Genomic DNA, 22,008 nt, shown 5'->3' on the forward strand with positions numbered 1-22,008 from the left:
CGCTCCGCCGGATGGATTGGCTCTTCTCGCACGCCTTCTCAGTGGCGTCGCAAAAGAACCAACCCCGACATCTCTAGTTCGAGGTGTCGGCGCCACAGATGCCTTGCCATCAAGCAGCAAGGTTCCATCCGAAGCTGCAACTTGTTCCTTCGAGTTTGTTAGCCACCTCTTCAACCACGCTCATCAACAGTTGGCGCTCTGTTCTTAGCCGGCTGATGCTCTCAGATTTTTCTGACACCTAGCTACTGGTAGCAAGTTGGCGATCCTTTGAATTGTACAGATTCCGATCGTATCTCAGTTTGTCGCGGAAGCGGCGGAGGCGATCGGTGTCGCGGGGGGTGATGCTCCGGCGGAAGTGGAAGACCGTATTTCGCAGGTCGTTGATCTTCTCGAAGTCCATGTTCAGGAGATCTCGAGGCGAGTCGAAGACGGCTTCGAACCGTGGCCAGTTATCGCGGTTGAAGATCACCTCGCGGTACTGGGCAAAGGTGAAGTCTTTCAGATCGGTAACAGGACGAGTCTGACAGGCTCGTTGCAGGAGGTTTGCCGCGAACTGGATAGCCTTCGTCAGCTTCTTATCGCTGATTGCCGGAGAATCGCCTTCGATGAGCTGCTTCAGGCCTGCAGCAGCGGCTTCTTCAGGACCCGCCGATCTCCTCGAGAGCCCTTCGAACACCTCCGAAAGTTCGCCGCCTGGGTATACGTCGACGATCAGGTCGCGGATTTCGTGTTCGATTTCGTAGAGCAGTACGAAAGCTTCGGCGAAGTCGTTGAGGCGGCCGAGAACGTCGGTGATCGTCAAGACGCCCAGCAGGTTCTGTTTATCCCCAACGAGGACGTGGTCGATTTCGCTCCAGTCAGTTTCCGTGTCGATGAAGAGCTCGGGGTCGATGAACTGGGCTCTGGCCAGGTCGGTGTCTTTGACGGCCAGTTTACTCAGGTCCACGTTGAGCGAGTGGATCTCGCTCATGCGTTTGCCGAAGGATTGCCAACTAAAGATGCCGATGATGTCGCCGTCTTCGTTGACGACCGGGATTTGCGAGAAGCCGGTGTCGACCATCCGCTCCAGAGCGGACGCGGTGGTCTCGATGTCCCGGATCGTTTCTATCTTCTGGTCTTCGGGCAGTAGGATGCGAGCCGGCCCGAATGGTCCCGGGCGATGCCGGACCGAAGTATCCCTGTTTGCTGTGCCGCCGTTATTGGGAGTCATATTGTGGCCCCCTGTCGTGGCGGATGGATGTGGGACGGCCAGTCGGATTCAGACCATTTCGACGCGGGGATGAAGCTGCCGTCGGGGTCGGTCGGTGGGCCGGGCGGCGGATCGAGGCGGGCCTGATACGGTTGGCCCGTGTCGATGGCCTGCTGCATTTCGTCGTAGATGGCGAGAATGGTGTCTTTAGTGATGAATGTGCCTGCAGTGTCGACTCCGCCTTCCTCACTCTTGATCTCTGTGCGGGCAATATCATTTGTGCGCACGGTGCTAAATGTTCCCATGATGTAGTCAACAGCGTCGCGAGGGGCGGGGAACATCTCGCGGAGCTGGGGGTTATCCTTGCCCCACTCCGCCAAGGGCCCCAAGTACAGATGGAAGTACGCGGCATCCAGCTCGCACCGTATAAGAAACCGGCGTTCCTCATCCCAACGAAACGGCGGCCCCACGTAGCCGCAGTCCATTGCGAACGACTGCAAGTCCCAAGCCGTGTAGTTCAACTCCAGAATTCTTCCAAGGACCCACTCGCGTACTGCGTCGGAGCTTAGAAATACCGACATCTCTCCATATGCTGCCGGAGGAGCGGCGGGGAGTTGCTTCATTATATAGAAACTAGCGTTTACGCCTCCCAGACACTGTCTGAAGACGAAGTCGAACGAAAACGACCCGAGCTGCGAGAGTAGAAGTGGCGCAAAGTCGCGGCCATTCTCGCAGGCGATCAGATGGATGCTGTCGCTGATGGCTGTAGAAGGCAAAGCGCAGAAGATTCCTGTCCGGACGTCGCCGACTCGAACGCTCTTGCGGAAGGCGATCAGCCAGTCCGCAGATATCGACTTCGTCTCATACGTCGCCTTTACGGTCTCCTCGTCGACCCAAGACTTGGGCTGTGCTGTGAAGTCTGCGTCCGAATGCTCACTGACAGTCGTGCGTCGGCGTGTTTCGCATAGGCCGCCACTCGCGTACTGATGTGTTGAAAAACGATGATCGTGCAAATGGATCATGTTCTGCTCATAAAGAGGCAAAAAACGCCGCGCCTCCGTGATCACGTTGTTCCCCTTGAGAGTGATACCCGATCGATCCAATTCTTGCAGCGACCTGAAATGTTCAGAGTCGTTTCCTGAATGAAAGACGGTCGAAAACCTGACGGACCAAGGGCTTTCATTCTCGCCGGCCTCATTCAACAACACGGGAAGCCGACGGTATATAGACTTCGTGACTTCCGCAGCTTGCCGGTTTGCAAACACGGGACATGTCTGCGTGTTGGGATTGACCAATGCAATGTCCGCAGCACTCAGGCTGAAAGTCCTCCTTGGATCAGACAGCTCCGCGATCGAGCGGATGTCGAAGGCAAACGCAGCGTCATTTGCTGGGCAACCTGTCCCTGTCAGCGTGAGTAAGCAGAACGGGTCGCGACTGTCCGTATCGGGGAAGAAGCGGCGGATCTCCCAGAAACTCAACAGACTTACAATGGAGCCTGCCGCGATGAGGTCTTGAAAAAACAGTTTGTACGTGTCGTCTGTTGCAAGCCCGGAAGGCAACACACAACCTGACCGGCCTACTGATGCAATCAACGTTCGGTTTAGCTCAGCAAACACCGGATAGGTGTTGATGTCGCCTCGCCCACCGAGAGGGAATCTCTTCGAATCTCGAATCAGCGCGGAAGCACCCTCTGCCCTTCGCTTTGCAGACTTAAACTCCGCAAAAAGGCCGGCGTCAGAAGACGCAAGTCCGTCGATCAGTTTCGCCCGGAGTGCGGCAGTACGAGCAGCTGCGATTTCAAGAGCACGTTCTTCAAAGAACTCTCGTTCTTGTACCTTCACGCGTTCCCATGGCGGATTACCAAGTACAACGTCAAATCCGCCACTCGAATCGATCGCCTCAGGCTTCGCATCGCGTTCCGGTTGTCTGAAGATATCTGGGAAGGCAAGGTGCCAGTGAAAAAACTGGTATCCACCGTACTCTGGTGGACCGGCCAGACGCTGGACCTCGGACTTCACGTGCGGCAGGATGCTGTGCGGGTTGTTTTCGATCCGGCGGAAGTCGTTCTCGGTGGGGCACAGCTTGCCCAGATCGGACGTGTCCTTCTGCCACACGAACACGGCGCACCACGTGTCGGCCAGCAGGCGGGCGTTCCGGTAGTCGGCCCCGCTGACCAACTCGACGTACCGCCGCTCTTTCTCGGCGACGTGGGCGACCGAATCGTCGCCGGCGCTGGACAGACTCGCGAACTCGCTCGGCAGATTGCCCAGTTTGATGAAAGGCTCGAATTCCAGCTGGTTCTGTTTCGCTTCGCGATCCTTACGTTCCTTCCTGTTCTGCTTTTTCAGGCCGCTCGCAGCCGTCTTTTCGTCTCCTTCGACGGGCTTGAACGCGTCGTCAGGGATACCGTCGGCAAGCAACCTTGGCGTCGTTCCCAATAGGCTGTTGCCGCAGCGAATGTGGTGATCAAGAAATGACAACGGCTTGCCCGGCTCGATCGCTTCGATCCAGAGGCTGACTTTGCACAGTTCGACCGCCATGGGGTTGATGTCGACGCCGTATACGCAGCGGCCGATGACATCGCGTAGGGCGTGCTGGTGGTCTTCAGGACTCGGTTCGGCTTCCCCGGTGCGGACCCGGGCCAAGTGACGCGCCAGACGGTGGGCGGCGGCAATGAGGAAATGTCCGCTGCCGCAGGCTGGGTCGCAGACGGTCATTTTGAGTATGGCATCTTCGGCGTCCTCACCTTTCTTCCCCTTCAGACGGTCTTCCACCACCGGATCGAGCGCTGAATCGAGCAGGCACTGCACCAGCGAATCAGGCGTGTAGTAACTGCCGGTCAATTTACGTTCGTTGCCGGCGGCCGTTCGCAGGTCGAAATGACGGGCTTCGACATGCATATCGGGACGCAGTTCCAGCAGCGACTCATAGACGCTTCCCAACTCTTCGCTGCCCAGGTTCCGGTAGTCGACGCTGCGGAGCACTTTGTCCTGTTCGACGTAGGCAAGTGCTCGAACGGCGGTCAGCAGGTCGTCGTTGGCGATCTGGACCGGAACGCTGTTTTCCTCAGCTTCATGCGGCCCGGCCAACTCGGCCACGCTCTTCGTGCTCCACAGGAACGACCCGAGACCAGGCAGCCCCAATCGTGGGCAGCCGTCGTTCTGGCCCAGCGATGAAAAGACCAGCGAAAGAGAATGCCACAGATCCCCGTGCTTCGAGCCGCGAAGCTTCAGCGACAGATCGCGGAGTCGACTCGTCGAGTAGTACTCGCGGTACAACTCGCGAGCCTTTTCGTCCACGTCCGGCGGATGTAGCAGTTCACGATCTTCCGCTACAAACAGAAATAACAGCCGGTACACGATCCGCAGCAGCTGCCGATAAAGATCATCTTTGCTGAGGCTGCCCGACTCCTGCAGCTTGCGTCGTAGCTCGTCGTTCTGGGGATGAGCGAGGAACCCGCGACCTAGAGCTTCGATCGCGTCTGCCACTCCGGTTCTCAGGTCTTTGAGAACACGGGTGCCTTCCTCTCGAGCCAGCTTGCTCCATTTCTCCAGCCAGCAATCCTCAGTTTTCTCCGCTTCAACACGTGACTGGTGACAGAGCATCCACAGCAGGGCAAAGTCTGAATAGACTTCGCCTTCCATCATGGCTTCGAGATCAAACTCCACATAAGCCTGCCGCGACAAAGCCACGTTGTCACGGAGCAACCGCAACTGGCGTCCGTTACTGACAAATGCCCACAGGTGAGCCTCGCTGCGATTCAGGTATTCCTGAACCATCGAGTGCGGACTGGAGGTGGCTGCTCCGCGGGCCCCCTTGGTGCGACGATCGAGAGGTAAGTTCCAGCCAATCAGGTGAACGGGCGTTTTGTTGTAGAAGCGTTCGATCGGATAGGTACGTTCCTCGATGACCGGCGCGGCCTCAGTGGTCAGGCGGCCGTAGTCGAGTTCCCGGAACAGCGGCAGAAGCCATCGCTCGTTCGTCACCGAGGTGCCGGTGTCGGTGTCGGCGAATCGCTCTTTCGCTTCCTGAAACGACTTCCAGTGTTTTTTGAGCAGATCCCACGACTGCGTGATGGCTTCCGTCGTTTTGAAGCCGTCTGGCAGGTGGTAATCGGCAGGACGAATCCCTTCGACCTTCTGCGAAACGATCCGTTGCAGAATGTCGGGCGGAAGCAGGGCTCCCTCCGTGCGAATGGTCGTGAATTGCTGGTTACTTCGGGCCATTTCGGTACGTCTTTTCGGCAGCCGGATGGATCTTAGAGGTCTACAGGCTTCGCAAGTCGTCAGACGGTTTGCGGCAGCAGGATGAAGCAGCCGAGGAAGTCGACAGGAAAAACCGGCTCGGCGGCGAACCGCCCCCGCATCTTGGCCGACTTTCGGACTCGTCGGTGAGCGTCTTCCAGCATGCGAGCACGTTCGTCGGCGAAACGATCCACCGCGGCACGAAGCAGCGTTTCGTGCTGCAACAACCTTCGTAGTTGCTGCTTCACCAGTGACTCGGGCAGATTGCCCGAGGGCGATGCCTCAAGCAGCAATTGGACGGCCTCCTCGTCGAGCCAAGTCGGCGACTCTGCTGTCCCGGTGAACGCCAACGTCACGACTTCCTCAGCCAGCAGGGGATCTTCGTTGCCACTGCGACGCACGACATTCAGGTGATACCGGAAGCGGGTCAGCAGCAACGTGGTCGCCTGCGAAACCGCATCGGTGACGGCGACTCCGGTGCGTCTGGCAATAGCGCGTTCATCCGCGGCCTGCACATCGTCCAATGCCGTATCAAGCACCCAAGATGCGAGCCCTTCGACCACCGGATGAGTACGGCTGAGGTATTCAACGCCTCGATCGACCGGCAGGTCGAAGCGCCCCAGAAACGGCGTCTCCCGTCCGATCGCATGTTTCAGCGAACGATTCGTGTTGTTGTCGATAGGGATCTTTAACACGTTTCCAACTTTGTCCGTCGCCGGGACGCCGCTGAGGTGCAGCACGTCCCGCATGAAGCGTTCCACTGTGGGGCCCGCCCCAATCGCCTTGCGGACAGCTTCCCATTCCTTGCGCACTTCCTCCGTCTTGATGCTGTGTTGAGCGAATCGAGAACGAGACCGCTTTTCCTTCTCGCGGGCATCCTCCCACTGGGCGTGGAGTTCGCTCTTGCGTTCTTCGAGTTCAGGGAAGAGCAAGCGGTGCTGCGTATCATGAGCACCTCCACGAAGCTCCAGACCCTCGAACAACGCTTTGATGACGTCTTCGCTGCCGCCTGGGACCGCGATCGCGATGCCTAAATCGCTCTTGATGGCCTTGTGCTTTCGCAACAGTACGTCGAGGACGACCCCGTCGATTTTGTTATCGACGCCGAACAGCGTGACGACACGCACGTTTTCACTGGACTGGCCAAAGCGGTCGACGCGACCCTCGCGTTGATCGTGTCGAGTCGGATTCCAGGAAAGGTCGTAATGAATGACGGAGTCGAAATAGGTCTGCAGATTGACGCCTTCGCTCAGGCAGTCGGTACAAACCAGAACTCGCTTCTCGTTCTCGGCTAGCTCGGCGATCCGGTTTTCGCGCTCCTTCGGTGGCAGAGTCCCCGTGACGGAAGCAACTTCCACGCCTTTGAGTGCGTTTCGCAACTCGGCTGCCACGTAATCGGCGGTATCGATAAAGCGGCAGAAGATGATCGGGGCATAGCCGTCTTTGATCAGCGACTTGGTCAGCTTGACGAGTTTCTGCAGCTTGTTGTCAGCCGCCCCGTAGAGCTGTTCTGCTTCCTTGGCCAGGCGTTTGAGTCGTGCCGCGGAGGGGCTGTCTTCGCCGAAGATGTCGGAGCCGGGAGTTCCGTCGAACAATTCGGCGGATTCGTCTTCGCTTTCATCCAGAATGGTTTGACGACCGATCTCTTCGATATCCGCTAGATCGGTATCGTCTGCTCCCGCGTTCGCCGTATCGGCTCGTTTGCGAAGTGTGGCGGCAGCGGCGGCAGGGCTCGACGCCATGGCACGCAGCAGAGCCAAGGCTGACCACCAACGGACCCGTCGAGATCGTTTGGTGCCGGATTCGTCCCTGACCATTTCGTTGGCGAAATCTAGCGCCCGATCGAAGAGTGTTCGGTACTCTTTGGAAAGCTGGTAACTTTCTTCGGCATCTTCGCGGTCTGGAAAGTTCGTGGTGACGTTCAGCTCCTTGTCCTGGTCGATGACGTTGCCACGCAGTCTCTGGACCAGATGGCAGGCCAACTCCGCTCGGATCGCAGATCGAGAGTCGGCGTCGATGTCATAAGGAAGGTTGGCGAACTTTTCGTCCAGCAGTGACAACAGCGACCGAAACGCATCTTCGTTTCCACTATGCGGCGTCGCTGTCACGAGAATGACGTGACGTTCCGGATCGTCAGCCACCCGTTTGATCAGTTCAAAGCGAGCCTGTCTGCTACGTCCGACGCCGCCGCTCAGCGTGCAGGTATGGGCTTCGTCGACGATCACCAGTTCCGGACACTCGCGGATGAAGTCTTCACGGTGCCGAACCGACTTGATGTAGTCGGTCGAAACGATGACGAACGGATGTCGCTGGAAGAGGGACTCTCCAGGGCGAAGTCCGCGTTCGAGTCGCCTGACGGTAGAACTGAGGACCAGTTCAGCCCCAATGTGAAATTTCTCCTCCAGCTCGCGTTGCCACTGTTCAGCCAACTGCGGCGGACATAGCACAGCCATTCTTGAGACTTCGCCGCGTTCCAGCAACTCTTTCGCAATCAGGGCGGCTTCAACCGTCTTGCCAATACCGACGTCGTCGGCAATCAGCAGCCGAACGGTTTCCAGCTTGAGAGCCATCATCAGTGGAACTAACTGGTAAGGCCGTGGCTCGACGGCGACTTTGCCAAAGGAACGAAACGGACCGGCGGCGGCTCGAGTCGAGAGCCGAGCTGCGTCGCGGAGCAGTCGACAGGAATTGAAGTTCCCGGGCTTATCTGGATCTGGCAGACTGAAGTTGGCTGATCGGACTTCCTCCAGGGCGGTGCAGATCCCGACCACTTCGTCATCCAATCCGCCCATCGGGCGAACCATCAGGACGTCGTCGTCCGAGTCAGGCAGGACAATCCATTGCCGACCGCGGACACTGACGATATTTCCGGTTGCGAATGTTGTAGTCATGACGGCGTGTTAGCCTCCGGCTCCGAAGATGTCGGGGAAATCATTGAGCTTGGCGTTCCAGTCTTCGCTGTGATGGAAGCGAATAAACATGATGCCTGCGGATGACAGCCGATCTTCAATCTGCCGGTCGTCCGTTGCGGTGTCGTCCTGATCGTGAACCGGCCCGTCGATGTAAACGGCCGTCCGCTTGTCTTGATAAAAGAAGTCCGGTCGGGTGACGCAGGAATCAATCAGGTGCTGGGCGTGGGTAGGTAGTGCTCGATTGCTGTCGTACACCAATTGCAGCCATTTCCGCTCGAGCTCAGTGTCACACTGACGCATCATTTCGTCGAGGTGGTCGACTCGCGAAGAACTGTTGCTGGACGATTCGGTTCGAGAGCTTGAAAGCGAGATCAACAGGTCCTTGATCAGACTGCGGTCGATGTAGTTGTGATCCGGCTGGTTGCCGTATTCGAGCAGGCAGTCGTAGCAGGCGGCCTCGCACTCGATTCCGTCATCTGAAGAGCGGTCCTCGCCAGTTTCTGGATCGAAGTGGCAAATGACGCTGGCCGCCCGAGCCACGCGTGCCATCGCCGATGGGTCTTCGACCAACTGACGAAGTACTCCGGCTCCTCCTTCAGCGGATTCGTAGATAAACAGCAATTGACGGTCTTCATTGGTCGGCAGTGCCTGGGCAGCCAACTCTCCGGGCTCCAACTGGTACTCCTGCTGGATCGCCTGCTTCAGAGCAGCCTGAATGGAAGCCATCACATTGAGTTCGTGCTGCTGAGCAAATTTAATCGTCAGAACGTTGCGGTGGTCTTCCACGTAGGGAACGACTTTCCGCACTCGTTTGGAGAGCGGGTCTTCGCGGTCGGCTTCGTCGGCGTCTTTGTTGGTGGCCCAGTAGCCGCGTTCAACGTCCAGATGAAACCCTTGATCATTGGGATTGCTGCGGCGTCTCCACCCCAGATTGATCCGCCAGATCTGTGCGGCATCGCCGTATCGCATCGTCGCCAGCAGGTGGCCGTCGAGTGTGACCTCCGCCTTGCGTACGTCAATCGTTCCAGCGACTTCAGAGAAGCGATACGTAGTTTGAATCTCGTATCCGACTCGCTGTCGTTCCTCTTCGTCTGAGGTAATCTGGTCAGATCGCTTCACGGAGACGTTTTGAAGCCGGACCATGCTGCGGATCTCATCCACAGGGCGAAGGGGGTACATGCAGTTCGAACAGGTATCCGGACCGGGGCCGGACGTAACCATATGACCGTAGCCACATGAAGAACACATCTTGAGAACGTACTCAGTGAGCTCGTGGGTGTTCTCGTCGAACGCCAAGCTCACTTTGTTGACCCGATATCGAGCACCTTCGTGATACACGACTGCTCGCGGACCGAACTCAGAGATTGCGAGGAACCGTGGTCTTGAGAGAAACTCGTTGCGACCCCTGCGTCCGCGGCGGGCCGGGATGAAGGCTGAGAGCGGCAATCGCGGAAAGTTGTAACCGGGCAGAAAACCCTCGCTTGCGAAATAGCGATAACTGTAGAAATCACCTTCAAGGGCGCTCTGCGAATCAGCCAACAAATTAATCTGGTCTTCCGCCTGTCCCCGAAGTCGCTTGGCACGGTCCCGATCAATTTGGCTTCGAGTGTGATCGCCAATGATCTTGTTCTGCAGGATTCGTTGCTGCACGGCCGCACGATAAAGAGATCGCCAGCGTTCGCATGCAGCGTCGAATTCTTGCGGAACCCGTCGCAGTACGTCCTCTAACCAAGTCTCTCGATACCAGTGAGCGTTGAGAAGTTCCTGTCCGATGCTGCGGATCAGTGACTGAGCACGAACGAGTGCCTTCCCACGGATGGAAGCGTCCTCGAGCTTCTCGCGGATGTCGTCTTTGACTGAGAGAGAAAGCTCTTCTTCCGAGACAACTAGTACATCGGAAAGCGTCTTTCCGAGTTTCAGCCCAGCGGTTGTCAACCAGATCGCGTGAACGTGGGACTTGATGAGATCCTGGTTGTGCAGGTCGACCCGCGGAGCAGCGACTGACCCGGCGACCATTCTTTCGGGGCGTCTAAAGTAATACTGATCGTGGGGGCTGTACCCTGAGCAATACGTATAGACGAAGGCGGCCTGGCCAGATCGACCTGCCCGACCGCTTCGCTGGGCGTAATTAGCGGGTGTCGGGGGGACGTTCCGCATATTGACGACGTTAAGCTGAGAAATATCCACACCCAACTCCATGGTGGGTGAACAGAAGAGGATATCAAGTTCGCCTGCACGAAAACGCTGTTCACGTTCCTCTCGGATCTCGGATGGAACTTGGGCCGTATGCTCGCGTGCCTCGAGTCCAGTCCCTTGCGCGGCGAATGACTTGTAAAGCTCGATGAAGTACTGGTTTGTCTGGTCCTCGGCGGCACTTGCCTGAGTCGTGCGAAGATGGTCCACGGCGGGCTCCTTGCCTTCGCCCGCTTTCCATAACATGACTGACGACGGAAGCTGGTAGCCGCAGACCATCGAGCCCGCGATCGGACTGCGAACTTCTTCGATCAAACCCCATGGCCGTAATCGCTTAAATAAGTCCTCGATCACGGCCCGCGTATCTTCGGTGTTCAAGGGAACTGGAAGTACATCAGGGCGTCGCAGAAAAAGGCCAAAGTTACTCTGTGGGGAAAGGAAAACGTCGGCGGAATCTCTATCCGTTCCGCGACTTCGAGGCCAGGCGATTCCAGCGGTTACCATGTCTCGCGAGTCTTCGATCGTCCATGGGTCGCAAAGCCGCTGCCGACTTTGTTCGCTAATCCGCTCCTGATAGCTGGCGGTCAATGCGTCCTCTTTAAGGATCAGGCTACGTCGCAGGTGGTCCAACAGAACTCGAATGACATGTTCTCGTTGTCGCGGGCTTGCCGTGACAAGTGCCCGGTGAGCCGATTCATTAGCTTTCGTATGAGCGTTCTTGAGGGGGCCGTTCCAGAATTGGTCGTCAGCGGCGAGTTCGTCGATGCTGATGTAATCGACGTCCAACAGCCCGCACTGCTCAAGGTTGGGCGACGTGATCCGCCACCCACGTTCGAGATCGCGGTATAGGTAATAGGATAATACCGACCGCAACGCTCGGCGGGTCTCATCAAGAGCCGCTCCGCGAAGTTCCGGGTCGTTAGAGTAGAACTCTAGAGCCAAGTCCATCGCGGCTTCGACGTGGTGCACCAATTCGTCGTAGCGAATCCCCTGACCACCGATTCGCGACATCGCTCGCAAAAGAGCAGAACGAACCAGTGAGACTTCAACAAAGTCGTTGAAGTGACCTGCTTGCAACGATGCATCCTGCCGATTGTCTGTAAAACTCAGCAGCTTGCGAGCTTCCCGACGATCGCGAAGTTCCGGGTCGGACTTAATCTTCAGAATCGTGGAAAGTGCCAGAACCGATGTTGCCGTACTTCGACCGTCAGTTCCAATCGTGGCCAGCTTGCCAATATCCGAGCGTTGCCTGGCGTTGTGAGCCACCTGGCAGAGCGGGTTCAAGCAAAAGCGGAATGGTGCCGGAACAAAAGCCGCTGCGATCCCCTCGGTGCCGATCACACCGGCAGGAGTTACGCGGATCGGTTCTGGCAACGGAACTCTCCGCTTGACCCTGACGGATCCTCGATGCTCTTCAAGCCAGTCTTCCGGGACGCGACTGAGGACGGCATCTTCGTCCTCGGTCCAGGAGTGTCGTTCAGAAACGTAAAGGTACCCTGACTCGTAGCCGTCGGCCTTGTTGACGGCGAAATCTTCGCGGCGTTTGATAAAACCATCTCGCGTTCGATCGACACGGTAGTACTCCTGGCCGCAACTACGGCAGAATACCAACGGGTACAGCAACTTGGAGCGGTCACCGGGAACGAACTTCTGGCCGCGGAGATGAATCACGCGATCTGCCGGTTCTTCCAGAGAAGCCCAAGCTGTATCTCCGCGGGTAATAAACTGGTGCAACCGAAACGCGAAGAAGGGAAAGTGCGTCTCGGGATGACGGATCCTGCTTCCCGCTTCCAGCCATTTCCGAATCGCGAGCGTTGCATCTTCGACATCGCAGCCAACCAGATCCGCCAGCTCCCGGGCTGCACCATTGTCGCCGGTAATTGGTGAAGGAATCTGCCTGACCTGCTTCCCTGTTTCGTCTTCCAAACGAATTCCAAAACGCCGTTCTATCCAGGCCGCCAGCGGGTCGCTCGCGAAATTCTCGAACTCCTCCGCAGGTTCAACCTGGCCGTCGACGATATTTCGCAGCTTGTTGCGAACGTTCTCAGAATCGAAGTCCTGGTTGGATGCATTGGGCCGTAACGTCTCGCCGATGACGTCCTGCTCCTGGATCTCCTGCCCAAAGATCCGTGTTGCGACCTGTGCGACGAGTCGCGTCTGCTCGACCGTGGTGCCTTCAGTCGCCATCGTGGCCGACGTACCCACACAAAGCAGATCCTCACTGTCGAACGCTTCCCGACAGCGGCGAATCAGCATGGCGACGTCCGCCCCCTGACGCCCCCGGTAGGTGTGAAGCTCATCGAACACGAGGAACTTGAGTCCCTGAGCCTGCTCCACCATTTGCCGCTCGTCGATGCGTGTGAGCATCAATTCCAGCATGACGTAGTTGGTCAGCAAGATGTCGGGCGGGTTCTTGCGAATCTTCTCGCGGGTCTCTTCGTTATCCTGGCCGGTATAGCGGTGATAGCTGACGAGAGGCTCGTCTTTGCCAAATCCACGGTTCAAGAACTTGTCGAGTTCTTCCTGTTGGCTGTTGGCCAAGGCATTCATCGGATAAACGACGATCGCCTGGATCCCCCGCCCTGTTCCCCGTTTCAGGACATGATCGACGATCGGAATCATATAGGCCAGGCTCTTTCCCGATCCGGTTCCCGTAGTCAACACATACGGTCGGTTCTGACGAGCGATTTCGATCGCTCGATCTTGATGCTGATGCAACCTTAGACCGCGTCCCAGATCATTCGCGTGAGACTTTGCCCGGAAAATTCGCGAGCAGTCCTCGTGCAAAATCTTCTCCTCAGCCATCTGGTCGACGGATCTCCCCGGCTCGAACGCGGGATTCAGTTGAAGCAACGGTTCGGGCCAGAGCAGGCCTTGCTGTAATTCCTGCTCAACACGAGTGCGAACTCGCTCGTCCGCGATCCTCACGAAGCTCTTTGTATAGTTCGCGTAGTCAGAGATGACATGCCGATGAAGTTCAAATGCGTCCATGGTGCCTGCCGAAGTCGATTATGTTCACAAGTGTTTCAGCTGCTCTCTCAAGCGAGCTGTCGGGGCAGCCACGCCTGCTCCTAGAGCTCACGGTCTTTATTCAGCTCAACGTAGTTTCGGCTCCGCCGAGTCAAGCAATTTCTGCAGATCCTTCCGCCCGAAGAACCGGCATTTATTCGCCGGACCAAACCGGACCTACCCTTTCCCCCTGCTTAATCCAAATTCGCAGCGTGTTCTGCGAGACGCCCAGGAACTCCTCCGTCTTAGTCATCAACAGGCAATCGCTTGACATCTCGCTCATCTCTTTACCTGCATATCGCAGTGAGACTGCCATGGTTGCTATCCGCCAATGAGTAACGAGGTCTGCATGAGAATGCAGCAGGGCTGTGTCTCAAGAACTCTACCTGGGTAGCACCGCTTTTCTCAAGGAGCGAAGCGGTGAGGAGGTTCAAACCGACGGACGGCCAGTGGGGTTTGGTGAGGGAGGCATTGCCGGAGAACGGCTGGCGAGGAGGGCAGCTGCGGGAGGTCCCTGAGCGGTGCGGGACGTGGAAGAGCGCCCATGGCCGCTTCGACCGCCGGGCGAAGGGCGGCGCGCTGCTGAAGATCCTTGGATCTCTGCGGCTGAAGCTCCACCATCGCGGGCGGATCGACTCCGACCTGTGGTGCTTCGACACCACGGTCGTACGGGCCTCGGGAACGGCCGCGAGCACCGAGCGGGGAACAGCCGACGGGCGAAGCGACAGCTGACCCGACTAATCACGCCGGGCGGCATGGCTCACGCCGGCCGAGTCGCTCCCTTCATGGGGTGAAGACGGGAATGCCGTCCCACGTTACAGGCTGTCCTTCCGGCACGAAGGCCTCGGCGTTCCTACGATCCTGCGATCGGGTAACCGGGTTGGCAGGCCTCGCCCGCAAGATGCTTAGCTCGGTCGCCGCGGCGACTCCGAAGAGACCTGAAATCCACAGCCACCGCGTGCATGCGTCGCCGGCCCCAAGCTAACAGGGGCCCGCCCCTAAACAGCACCGCGATCCGCGGCACTGTCAGGCGAACCCGCCGGTCTTACCCGCCGGCCCATTCCCCAGTCGGAAGACGCCATGCCCGACCCGCCGCCCTTCGCGGCCCTGCTCGCCGCCGCCGCGAACGCCGCCGATCCCGCCGCCGCCCCGCCAACCTCCGGCCCGTGGGCGAACGACCTGTTCCCCGCCGTCCTGCTGCTCGCCCTCGGGGCGGCGTTGGTCGCGCTGGGGGCGTGGATCGTCAAGCCCCCGCCCCGCCCGCCGCAGCCGCCTGACAGGCCGACGCGAAGCCGCGGCGGTCGCCGCCGCAACCGCGGCCAGCCGCTTGGCCCGAACTCGCAGTACGCCAGCCCCCCGCCCGATCCGATCCGCCGCCCGCTCCGCTGGCCGTGAGGCCGGAGGCTTTCGATTCGCCCTGAGCGAACGCCCCCGTCTCCTCCCGCGCGAGTGCCCCCGTCTCTGTCTCGGTCGTCCCCGTCAGCGGGGGGACCGAGACACCCGCCCGCGAGTGCGGGCGATCTTCTTCTTCCCCCGCGCCCAGCCGCCCCGGCCGGCGTGCGGCGGGGGCGGCGCGTGCCCTCATCAGGAGCCCCGCCGATGCCGACCGCACTTGCCGTTCAGTCCGTTCACCGACCTGTTCAAGAAACGTTCCGGCGCGACCAAGTCTCGCCCGCCTGGCACGCTGAGCTGGTCCGCTCGCTGCCCGCGGTGCGGGGGCGGGCGGGGAAGTCCTTCCGCCGCCTATCCCCTGCCGACCGCGAGGAGGCGGTGGCCGACGTTACCGCCGGGGTGGCCTGCGCCCTCGCCCGTCTCCACGACCGCGGCCGGTACCGGCCGTGGTACCTGCCGGCGGCCACCGCGTTCGCCGTCCGCCGCCATCGCTCCGGCTGTCGTGTTGGAACCCCCGACAACCGCCGCGACGCCCTTAGCCCCGTCCCGCGACGGGAGTGCCGAGTGCAGTCCGACGGCCACACCGCCCTCGCCTCGGCCGAAGACCGCTGGGGCGCCGACCCGGCAGAGCGGGCCGCGCTGCGGGTCGACTTCGCCGCTTGGCGGGACACGCTGGGCGGGCGGGACCGCACGCTGGTGGACCTTCTCGGCCTGGGCCACCGCCCCTCGGAGGTCGCCGACCGGCTGGGGCTCAGCCGTGGCCGCGTCAGCCAGCTGCGGGCCGACCTGCGGGCTCGCTGGCACGCCTTCACCGGCGAGGCGGCCCCGGCGGCGGCGTGGCCGCGGTCGATCGCGAAAAGCCGCCGGACCGGGGATTGATGCGGTCCGCCGAAGGGCCGCACGCCCCGGGTGTTGATAAGGATGAAGGCCCTCCACCAAAGGCCGCGATGAAGGCGATCGGGCCGCCCTGCGGGGCGGCCCGGCCGTCATTTTTTAGATGCCAGCCAAACGCGTCGGACGTCTGCTCTCGCGGAAGCCGCCAGTGCGGTTCGGCCGTCGGTGTGCACCGGCCGGAATCGAACCTGAAGAAATCTTGGCGAAGCCGGGAGCGGAGACTGGAAACCCTCAGAGGTAGCTAACGGGCAGACGGACGACGATCGGCGTGAACAGGTCGGGAAGGTTGCTCGTCCGTTGCAGAAGCACTCGCAAGCCCGACTCCGGTGCGACCCACGGCTATCCCCGGCGTCGAATGGCGGCAACAACTTCGGAATAGCGGTCGAGATTTCTTGGAGACAACGCGACGTTCCGCGGGTTGGCGAGGCGGCAGACGCGTTCATGCGAACGAAGCTGAGGAACCAGGGACGACCATCGTGTGGCAGATCGCATTTGGACGATCAGTTTCCCGCCGCGTATCGCGTCGGCAACGAGATGGGCCGCGTAATCAGACGACTCCGGCAGTCCGTTGGGCGAAAGCGTTCGCGGAAGGGGTTTGTATTTGCGTGAGTGATAGGGGAAGAGCTCAACGCAAAAGAGGTTCCGCGAGAGCGCCTCGATGCCGCAGTCGTCGATCAACCATCGGCACTTCCGTCGCCACCAGCGGGCCCCCGGAGAATCGGCGAAGCCCGGATCGAGGTAGTAGTGCGGTCGATCGCGACGTTCGTGGGCATGGCTCTGCCGGATGGCGTTCACGAACCCGACGTTCCGATGCCACGAATCGTCGCCGGGCGAGTAGCCGGGATTCAGGCAAAGGGCGTAGACCGCAGCGTCGGGGTCGCCGAAGAACGGTTCGGGCAACAATTGCGTTTGGACCTGCAGGTCAGGCGAACCGGCGTTTAGCGCGTTAAACCGGCCAATCTGTTCTCGTTCGCCGTCAAGCAAAAAGGGTTCGGCGTCACGAAGTTTGAGCCAAGGATTGTCCATTGTTGGTTTAGCAGGCTGCTGCAAAACCGGGTTCCTCGGACGCCGATCCGATTTATTGGACGCGGTCCGGCGCGGGGGCGGGGCGTTTCCGGTTTGGGCGTCGGTGGTCGGCGACGACGGTCGCTCGAAGTACCGTTAAGCCGGCAGCAGCGTTCGCAGCCGGATCAGGTTGAACGCCGCGGCCGCCGTCTCCATCTGCTGCTTGAGCTTCCACCGTCCCGCGAATCGGCCGCGGGCCAGGCCGCCGATCGTCTTCATCCAGCCGAACGGCTCCTCCGCCTTCTTTCTCACCCGCTGGCTGATCGCATACGTCTCGCCCTCCATCCGCGCCAGCATTCTGAGGCGGGCTGCGTGCGCCGCCCGCTGCGACGGCGGGACCGTGGCGGGATCGCGGGCGGTTCGCCTCGTCGCCACGTGCGGCTCGATCCCCCGCCGTTCCAACTCCAAACAGAACGGCCCGCTGTCGTAGCCCCTGTCGGCCCCCAGCGTGCCGGATCGCACGCCGCGGGGGCCGCCGATCCGGACCCGGTCGAGCATCGCCAAAGCGGCCTCCCGCTCGGCCGTGCCGTTGGCCTCGGTGACTTCCACCGCGACGACCAGTCCGTGACGGTTCTCGCAGAGCGAATGACCCAGGTGGGCCAGCTTCGTCTCCTGTCCGGCGGCCTTGCGGTACAGCCGGGCCTCGGGATCGGTCGCGCTGCGGTGCGTTCTGTTCGACCGCTTCTGACCGCGGAAGTCGACCAGCGGATTGCGGGATTTGAAGCCGCCCCCGCCGGGCCGGTCGCCGCCGGGCCGGTCGCCGCCGGGCCGGTCGCCGCCGGGCCGGTCGCCGCCGGGCCGGTCGCCGCCGGGCCGGTCGCCGCCGGGCCGGTCGCCGCCGGGCCGGTCGCCGCCGGGCCGGTCGCCGCCGGGCCGGTCGCCGCCGGGCCGGTCGCCGCCGGGCCGGTCGCCGCCGGAATCCGCGGGGCGTTCGTCGATCGGTCGCAGGCTTTTGATCGAGGCGCAGCTCTCGATCAGCGTGCCGTCGACGGTGAAATGCGCGTCGCTGACCAGCCCGGCGTCGACGGCCAATTCCACCACGGCCTCGAAGAACGCAGCGGTCAGCCCGTGCTCGTCCAGGCGGCTTCGGTTGTGCGTGAAGGCGGTGGCGTCGAAGACCTCCTCGGCCGGGTCCATGTCCAGGAACCAGCGGAACAGCAGATCGGTGTCGATCCGCTCGACCAGTTGCCGCTCGCTGCGAACGGAGTAGATCGCCATGAGCAACAGAGCCTTCAGCAACCGTTCGGGCGGCACGCCGGGACGCCCGGTGCGGCTGTAGGCGGCGGCGAAACGTTCGCTCATCCCGGCCAGGATGCGGTCCACGACCTGCTTGAGGGGCCGCAGCGGGTGGTCAGCCCGGATTCGGCTCTCCAGGTCGATCGAGAAAAACATCTTCGGCTGGCGGTCGGCTCGTCCACGCATCGCATGGCCTCGGCTTGGGGGACAAGAGCCCCCAAGCTAGCGCGGCCAAACCGTCGCCGCGAGCGAGTTTTGCAGCAGCCTGCTAGACCTCCCGGTCGGCGGCCGGCTCGCAGCCTCGTAGATTCTGGCAAGCGGCATCCTTCGGATAGCTCGACCTCGCAACTGCTCGACATCGGTGTGGCATTCAGAAACCCATAAAGCTACCGAGCGGTTCTCCGAGCTTCCGAAACGGATAGGTAGAGAACACGCTGGCGGGAACACCCCTCTGCGTCCATGCGGGCTCGACGTTGGCGGGGGATACGCAGAAGTTGATGCCCAGCAGCTTTCCACCGCTCACGCTGCCAGACATCCTCTTTCCGTCGCGTCTAATGCGCACACGCACCTTCCGGTCAGGTGACGCAGCAGCTACGGCGGGTCCAAGCACATCCTTTGTCATGGTCTCTCCGGTCAACGATTTGCCGTTGTACGATATGAGCACGTCACCGACTTCCAGCTTGATGGAAGATCCGAGGCCGTTAGGCTTGACCAATGTGATGACCGGACACCCGTCGTCAACCAGAGGCAGATCGACCCCCAGTTGCTGTGAGATTCTCGCCCGCACCTCGTACTTCTCCCGAGCGATCTCTCGCCGCAACTTCAGCAGCGCGTCCTGGGTCGCGCGGTAGTCGTTGATCTGCCCCGCTAACGACGCCATCACTCCCGCGACAACGTTCTCTTCGAGCGACGAGCGAGGGTCGTAGTTTTCAATGAACTTGTCCGCGTTGTCGCCGTAGAAACTGACGAACCCGAGAGGGTCATGCACATACCTCATCCACTCCGACCCCCGACGGAGTCTCTGCTGTGCCTGAAGTTCCAAGACTAAGCAGGCTTTCAGGTTCCACTCAACCAGGTCGGGATGAACGCCAGCCGCGCTCAGCACTCGGAGTTTCTGAGCGCGATCGCTCAAGGCGACGGCGTGCTCCTTGAACTGGTCAATGTGAATCTCGCCGCGAATTGCGTCTCTCGAGATAAGGCACTGATCGTCGCCGAGTGCTTCGATGATGTTGGGGGTAAGGTGGACCTTCTCCCAGTAGTTTGTGGTGCGGTCAGCGTCGACGTTCGGCTGTGCCCCAGGCGTAGTCCGACCAGCGGCGGCCGGGTCAGCGGCGACTGTTTCGTCGCCCCCCCCACACAACAGTGCGAATGTGGTAAGAGCGAGCGGGAGCGGCCCAGGCAACCAAGAAAACATAATGCCTGCCGGAATGTGAGTGTGGCGGAGACCATTCCAGACTACCCGGTGGCGGGCGAAAAATCAGGCTGGCTTGCCCTGTCCGCGGGCGTCGCCGGCACGTCCGCACAGAGGAACCCGCGGCCGACGCCCATGTCCGCGATCCCGTCCAGATCGACCCGCTCCAGCTTCCGCTCCGGCGGATAGCCCGGACGGTCGTTGCCGTCGGTCCCCCGGTCGAACTCCACGGCGTTCCTCAGCGGGTACCGGGAGAGGATCGCCACCTCCAGGCTGCTGTACTGGGCGTCGTCGTTCGGGTTGAAGTCGCTCACGACGACGTACTCCGGCCCGGTCGGCAGCCCCATCGCCTCGGCGACCTCCCACGAGGTCACCTCGTCCAGAAACAGCACGTACGGCTGCACGCCAGCGGCGAGGGGAGCAAGGTGAGCACGAGGCGGATGTCTGCGGATGTCTACAGCGAACTCCATGCCCCCGGGAGATCCCGGCAAGTACGTCGCCTGCGCCGCCGTGACGCCGGCGCCAGTCACTCCAGCCCCAGCGCCGCCAGCCCCCTCCGCAGGTACTCCGACAGCGGCCACTTGCCGACGAGGTAGTCCACCTCGGCGCACCCCGCCCGCCCGTCGCGAAACGCCCGCACTGTCGCGGCCATCGTCTCGGTCGAGCCGCCGAGCATCCCGATCGCCATCACCGCCGACAGCTCCCGGCGTTTGGGGCGGGTGAGGGTCTTCAGGGCCGTGAGCGTGGCGTCGAGCCGGGTGCTCTCCGACGGCGCCCACGCGACGGGGTCGGGGACCAGAACGAAATGGTCCAGCTCCCCGATCGGCGGCGGATTCCAGCCGTCGTCCAGGTGCGCGTGCGTGTCGGGGTCGGCCGCGTCGGCGACGGCCGCGATCTCGGCGGGGGTGATGTGATTGAGGAGCGTGGAGTAGTTCATCGTGCTGGGGTTCAAGCAGGGGAGGGGGCGGCGACCAGCGTGGTGGCCTTAGCGAGAGTAGTTGGATCTCCGGCGCACTGGCGGACGCCGAAGCGGAGACCGCCTAGCCGGGTTTCGCTCGAATTCGCCAGCTTGCGGAGAGAACGACTTTCGCACTGACTGCGGCAGTGCTGCTGTTTGGTGGACGTCGCGAAAAACGAGTTACCGTTACGCTCGAGGGGTCAGTGCAGGTTCTCCGTGTTCTTTCGCTGCTGCTACCAGCCGCTTCCGAGACTCAGCTGCGCCCCGGCGACACCTGGAGCCGCCGAACTCCCTCCAGAAGAACAAGACCGGCGACGCCACGGCGTGTCCCTCGTCGCGGCCGTCAGGTGCTTCAGCCCCATCACGTCGACGCTGCCCATGAACCCCCGCTCACGATTGGGTAAGGGACGTACTCCACGTACCGCCCCTTCGCCGGCAAACCCGTCCCGGCCTGGAACAAGCCGTCGGCGGCCGACGGCATCAGCACCACCTACAGGCCGCTCTCCGTAACGCCGACGACGGAGATTGCGTCGGCGAAGACCAACGCGATGTGAGCGGGGCGGCCGGCAACGCGGGCGCACACAACAAGGATAGCTTTGGGGGGCGATCTCGGTGTCAGTGGATTTGTCAGTGACTCCCGCACCCGTGGGCCTTCCAGGGGGCGACCCCGGGTCGACCGCAGGATTGCCCCGCCCTACGGGAGAAGGATCAATCCCTCGGACGGCCCGCGGCCGCCCTGCGGGCGGCTGCTTTCGCTCCGACTTAAAATCCGCCGGGGCGGAAGCCCCGTACGGGTTCGAATCCCGTCCCGGCCAATTGAGAGGACTTGGATCATCGGTTGAAACGTTCCATTCGCGTGACGCTCGCGGCGGCGGTTTGTTCAGGCGGTTGAGGGTCGCCGCGCGGGAGCCCGGCGGACGTGCCGCGGGCCTTCTCGATCGCGGCGCCGCGAAGCCATCGTTCGGGATGTTGTAGCCGGGACTACGGGAGCGGCGGCGGGGCGGCGGGTAGATTGCCGGGTCATGTCCGAGCGCCCCGCCCCCGCACCGACGGCCGACGTCCGCACGCCGACGGCCGAGCCGCGTTCGCCGACGGCCGAGCCGCATCGCCATCGGCGGACCCGGAAGGATCACGCCACCGAGGTCGCCGAGGATTACGTCGAGGCGATCGCCGAACTGATTCGCCACCGCGGCGAGTGCCGGGTCTCGCATCTGGCGGAGCGGTTCTCCGTCAGCCACGTCACCGTGACCCGCACCGTCGGGCGGCTGGTGCGGGACGGCCTGGCGGAGACCGAGCCGCGGGCGCCGATCACCCTCACCCCGACCGGGGCCGAACTGGCCGCCGCCTGCCGCGAACGACACGCCGCGGTGCTGCGGTTCCTGCTCGCCCTCGGGGTGCCGGAGGCCGTCGCCCAGGTCGACGCGGAGGGCATCGAACACCACGTCAGCCCGGAAACGCTGGCCGCGATGCGGGGCTTCGCGGCGGCGGCGGCCGTGAAGTAACGC

13 protein-coding genes and 1 tRNA gene are annotated in these 22,008 nt (G+C 61.4%); 5 read left to right on the forward strand and 9 right to left on the reverse strand.

From position 1 onward, the window contains the following. Positions 1-238: 238 nt before the first annotated feature. From CA12_RS03410 to CA12_RS03425, 4 genes are all read right to left on the reverse strand, one after another. Positions 239-1,210: a CBS domain-containing protein gene (locus CA12_RS03410; protein ID WP_145357491.1), complete on the reverse strand. Its 972-nt coding sequence runs from the start codon at positions 1,208-1,210 to the stop codon at positions 239-241. After that, positions 1,207-5,415: an Eco57I restriction-modification methylase domain-containing protein gene (locus tag CA12_RS03415; protein ID WP_145357492.1), complete on the reverse strand. Its 4,209-nt coding sequence runs from the start codon at positions 5,413-5,415 to the stop codon at positions 1,207-1,209. The genes CA12_RS03410 and CA12_RS03415 overlap by 4 nt, the downstream gene beginning before the upstream one ends. A gap of 59 nt (positions 5,416-5,474) precedes the next feature. Next, on the reverse strand, positions 5,475-8,237 hold the full coding sequence (locus tag CA12_RS03420; protein WP_207622128.1) for a DEAD/DEAH box helicase: 2,763 nt from the start codon (positions 8,235-8,237) through the stop codon (positions 5,475-5,477). Between the two features lie 96 nt (positions 8,238-8,333). Then, entirely contained in the window at positions 8,334-13,529 is a 5,196-nt protein-coding gene (locus CA12_RS03425; protein ID WP_145357494.1) for a DEAD/DEAH box helicase, read from the reverse strand. Between the two features lie 438 nt (positions 13,530-13,967). Here CA12_RS03425 and CA12_RS03430 point away from each other — a divergent pair, with 438 nt between their 5' ends. The 3 genes from CA12_RS03430 to CA12_RS03440 all read left to right on the forward strand — a co-directional run bounded on the left by CA12_RS03430 (position 13,968) and on the right by CA12_RS03440 (position 15,818). Next, positions 13,968-14,279 (forward strand): transposase, encoded by a 312-nt coding sequence (locus CA12_RS03430; protein ID WP_145357495.1) that lies wholly within the window; start codon positions 13,968-13,970, stop codon positions 14,277-14,279. Positions 14,280-14,627: 348 nt separating this feature from the next. Beyond that, complete coding sequence (locus CA12_RS03435; protein ID WP_145357496.1) at positions 14,628-14,942, forward strand: hypothetical protein; 315 nt, start codon at positions 14,628-14,630, stop codon at positions 14,940-14,942. 375 nt (positions 14,943-15,317) lie between these two features. After that, positions 15,318-15,818, forward strand: a complete 501-nt coding sequence (locus CA12_RS03440; protein WP_145357497.1) for a hypothetical protein — start codon at positions 15,318-15,320, stop codon at positions 15,816-15,818. A gap of 354 nt (positions 15,819-16,172) precedes the next feature. Here CA12_RS03440 and CA12_RS03445 read toward each other — a convergent pair whose 3' ends face one another. The 5 genes from CA12_RS03445 to CA12_RS03465 all read right to left on the reverse strand — a co-directional run bounded on the left by CA12_RS03445 (position 16,173) and on the right by CA12_RS03465 (position 20,482). Then, positions 16,173-16,859 (reverse strand): hypothetical protein, encoded by a 687-nt coding sequence (locus tag CA12_RS03445; protein ID WP_145357498.1) that lies wholly within the window; start codon positions 16,857-16,859, stop codon positions 16,173-16,175. A 135-nt stretch (positions 16,860-16,994) separates the two neighbouring features. After that, entirely contained in the window at positions 16,995-18,320 is a 1,326-nt protein-coding gene (locus tag CA12_RS03450) for an IS5 family transposase (RefSeq protein ID WP_390614131.1), read from the reverse strand. A gap of 184 nt (positions 18,321-18,504) precedes the next feature. Further along, positions 18,505-19,548, reverse strand: coding sequence for a PDZ domain-containing protein (locus tag CA12_RS03455; protein ID WP_165700527.1), 1,044 nt, complete (start codon positions 19,546-19,548; stop codon positions 18,505-18,507). Positions 19,549-19,589: 41 nt separating this feature from the next. Beyond that, entirely contained in the window at positions 19,590-19,949 is a 360-nt protein-coding gene (locus CA12_RS03460) for a hypothetical protein (RefSeq protein WP_145357501.1), read from the reverse strand. Between the two features lie 122 nt (positions 19,950-20,071). After that, entirely contained in the window at positions 20,072-20,482 is a 411-nt protein-coding gene (locus CA12_RS03465; protein WP_145357502.1) for a DUF3775 domain-containing protein, read from the reverse strand. 750 nt (positions 20,483-21,232) lie between these two features. On the opposite strand from CA12_RS03465, the gene CA12_RS21795 reads away from it, so the two are divergent. Both CA12_RS21795 and mntR read left to right on the forward strand, forming a co-directional pair. After that, a tRNA-Leu gene (locus CA12_RS21795) sits at positions 21,233-21,318 on the forward strand. Between the two features lie 207 nt (positions 21,319-21,525). Further along, a complete protein-coding gene (gene mntR, locus CA12_RS03470; protein ID WP_145357503.1) occupies positions 21,526-22,005 on the forward strand; it encodes a manganese-binding transcriptional regulator MntR in 480 nt (159 codons plus the stop codon). The last annotated feature ends 3 nt before the right edge of the window (positions 22,006-22,008 follow it).

The organism is Alienimonas californiensis, from assembly GCF_007743815.1.
In the GTDB taxonomy this organism is placed as follows: domain Bacteria; phylum Planctomycetota; class Planctomycetia; order Planctomycetales; family Planctomycetaceae; genus Alienimonas; species Alienimonas californiensis.

Coding starts and splice junctions, on each gene's coding strand:
- CA12_RS03410 (WP_145357491.1), bottom strand. CDS start 1,210: ATGACTCCCAATAACGGCGGCACAGCAAACAGGGATACTTCGGTCCGG.
- CA12_RS03415 (WP_145357492.1), bottom strand. CDS start 5,415: ATGGCCCGAAGTAACCAGCAATTCACGACCATTCGCACGGAGGGAGCC.
- CA12_RS03420 (WP_207622128.1), bottom strand. CDS start 8,237: ATGGTTCGCCCGATGGGCGGATTGGATGACGAAGTGGTCGGGATCTGC.
- CA12_RS03425 (WP_145357494.1), bottom strand. CDS start 13,529: ATGGACGCATTTGAACTTCATCGGCATGTCATCTCTGACTACGCGAAC.
- CA12_RS03435 (WP_145357496.1), top strand. CDS start 14,628: ATGCCCGACCCGCCGCCCTTCGCGGCCCTGCTCGCCGCCGCCGCGAAC.
- CA12_RS03445 (WP_145357498.1), bottom strand. CDS start 16,859: ATGGACAATCCTTGGCTCAAACTTCGTGACGCCGAACCCTTTTTGCTT.
- CA12_RS03450 (WP_390614131.1), bottom strand. CDS start 18,320: ATGCGTGGACGAGCCGACCGCCAGCCGAAGATGTTTTTCTCGATCGAC.
- CA12_RS03455 (WP_165700527.1), bottom strand. CDS start 19,548: ATGTTTTCTTGGTTGCCTGGGCCGCTCCCGCTCGCTCTTACCACATTC.
- CA12_RS03465 (WP_145357502.1), bottom strand. CDS start 20,482: ATGAACTACTCCACGCTCCTCAATCACATCACCCCCGCCGAGATCGCG.
- mntR (WP_145357503.1), top strand. CDS start 21,526: ATGTCCGAGCGCCCCGCCCCCGCACCGACGGCCGACGTCCGCACGCCG.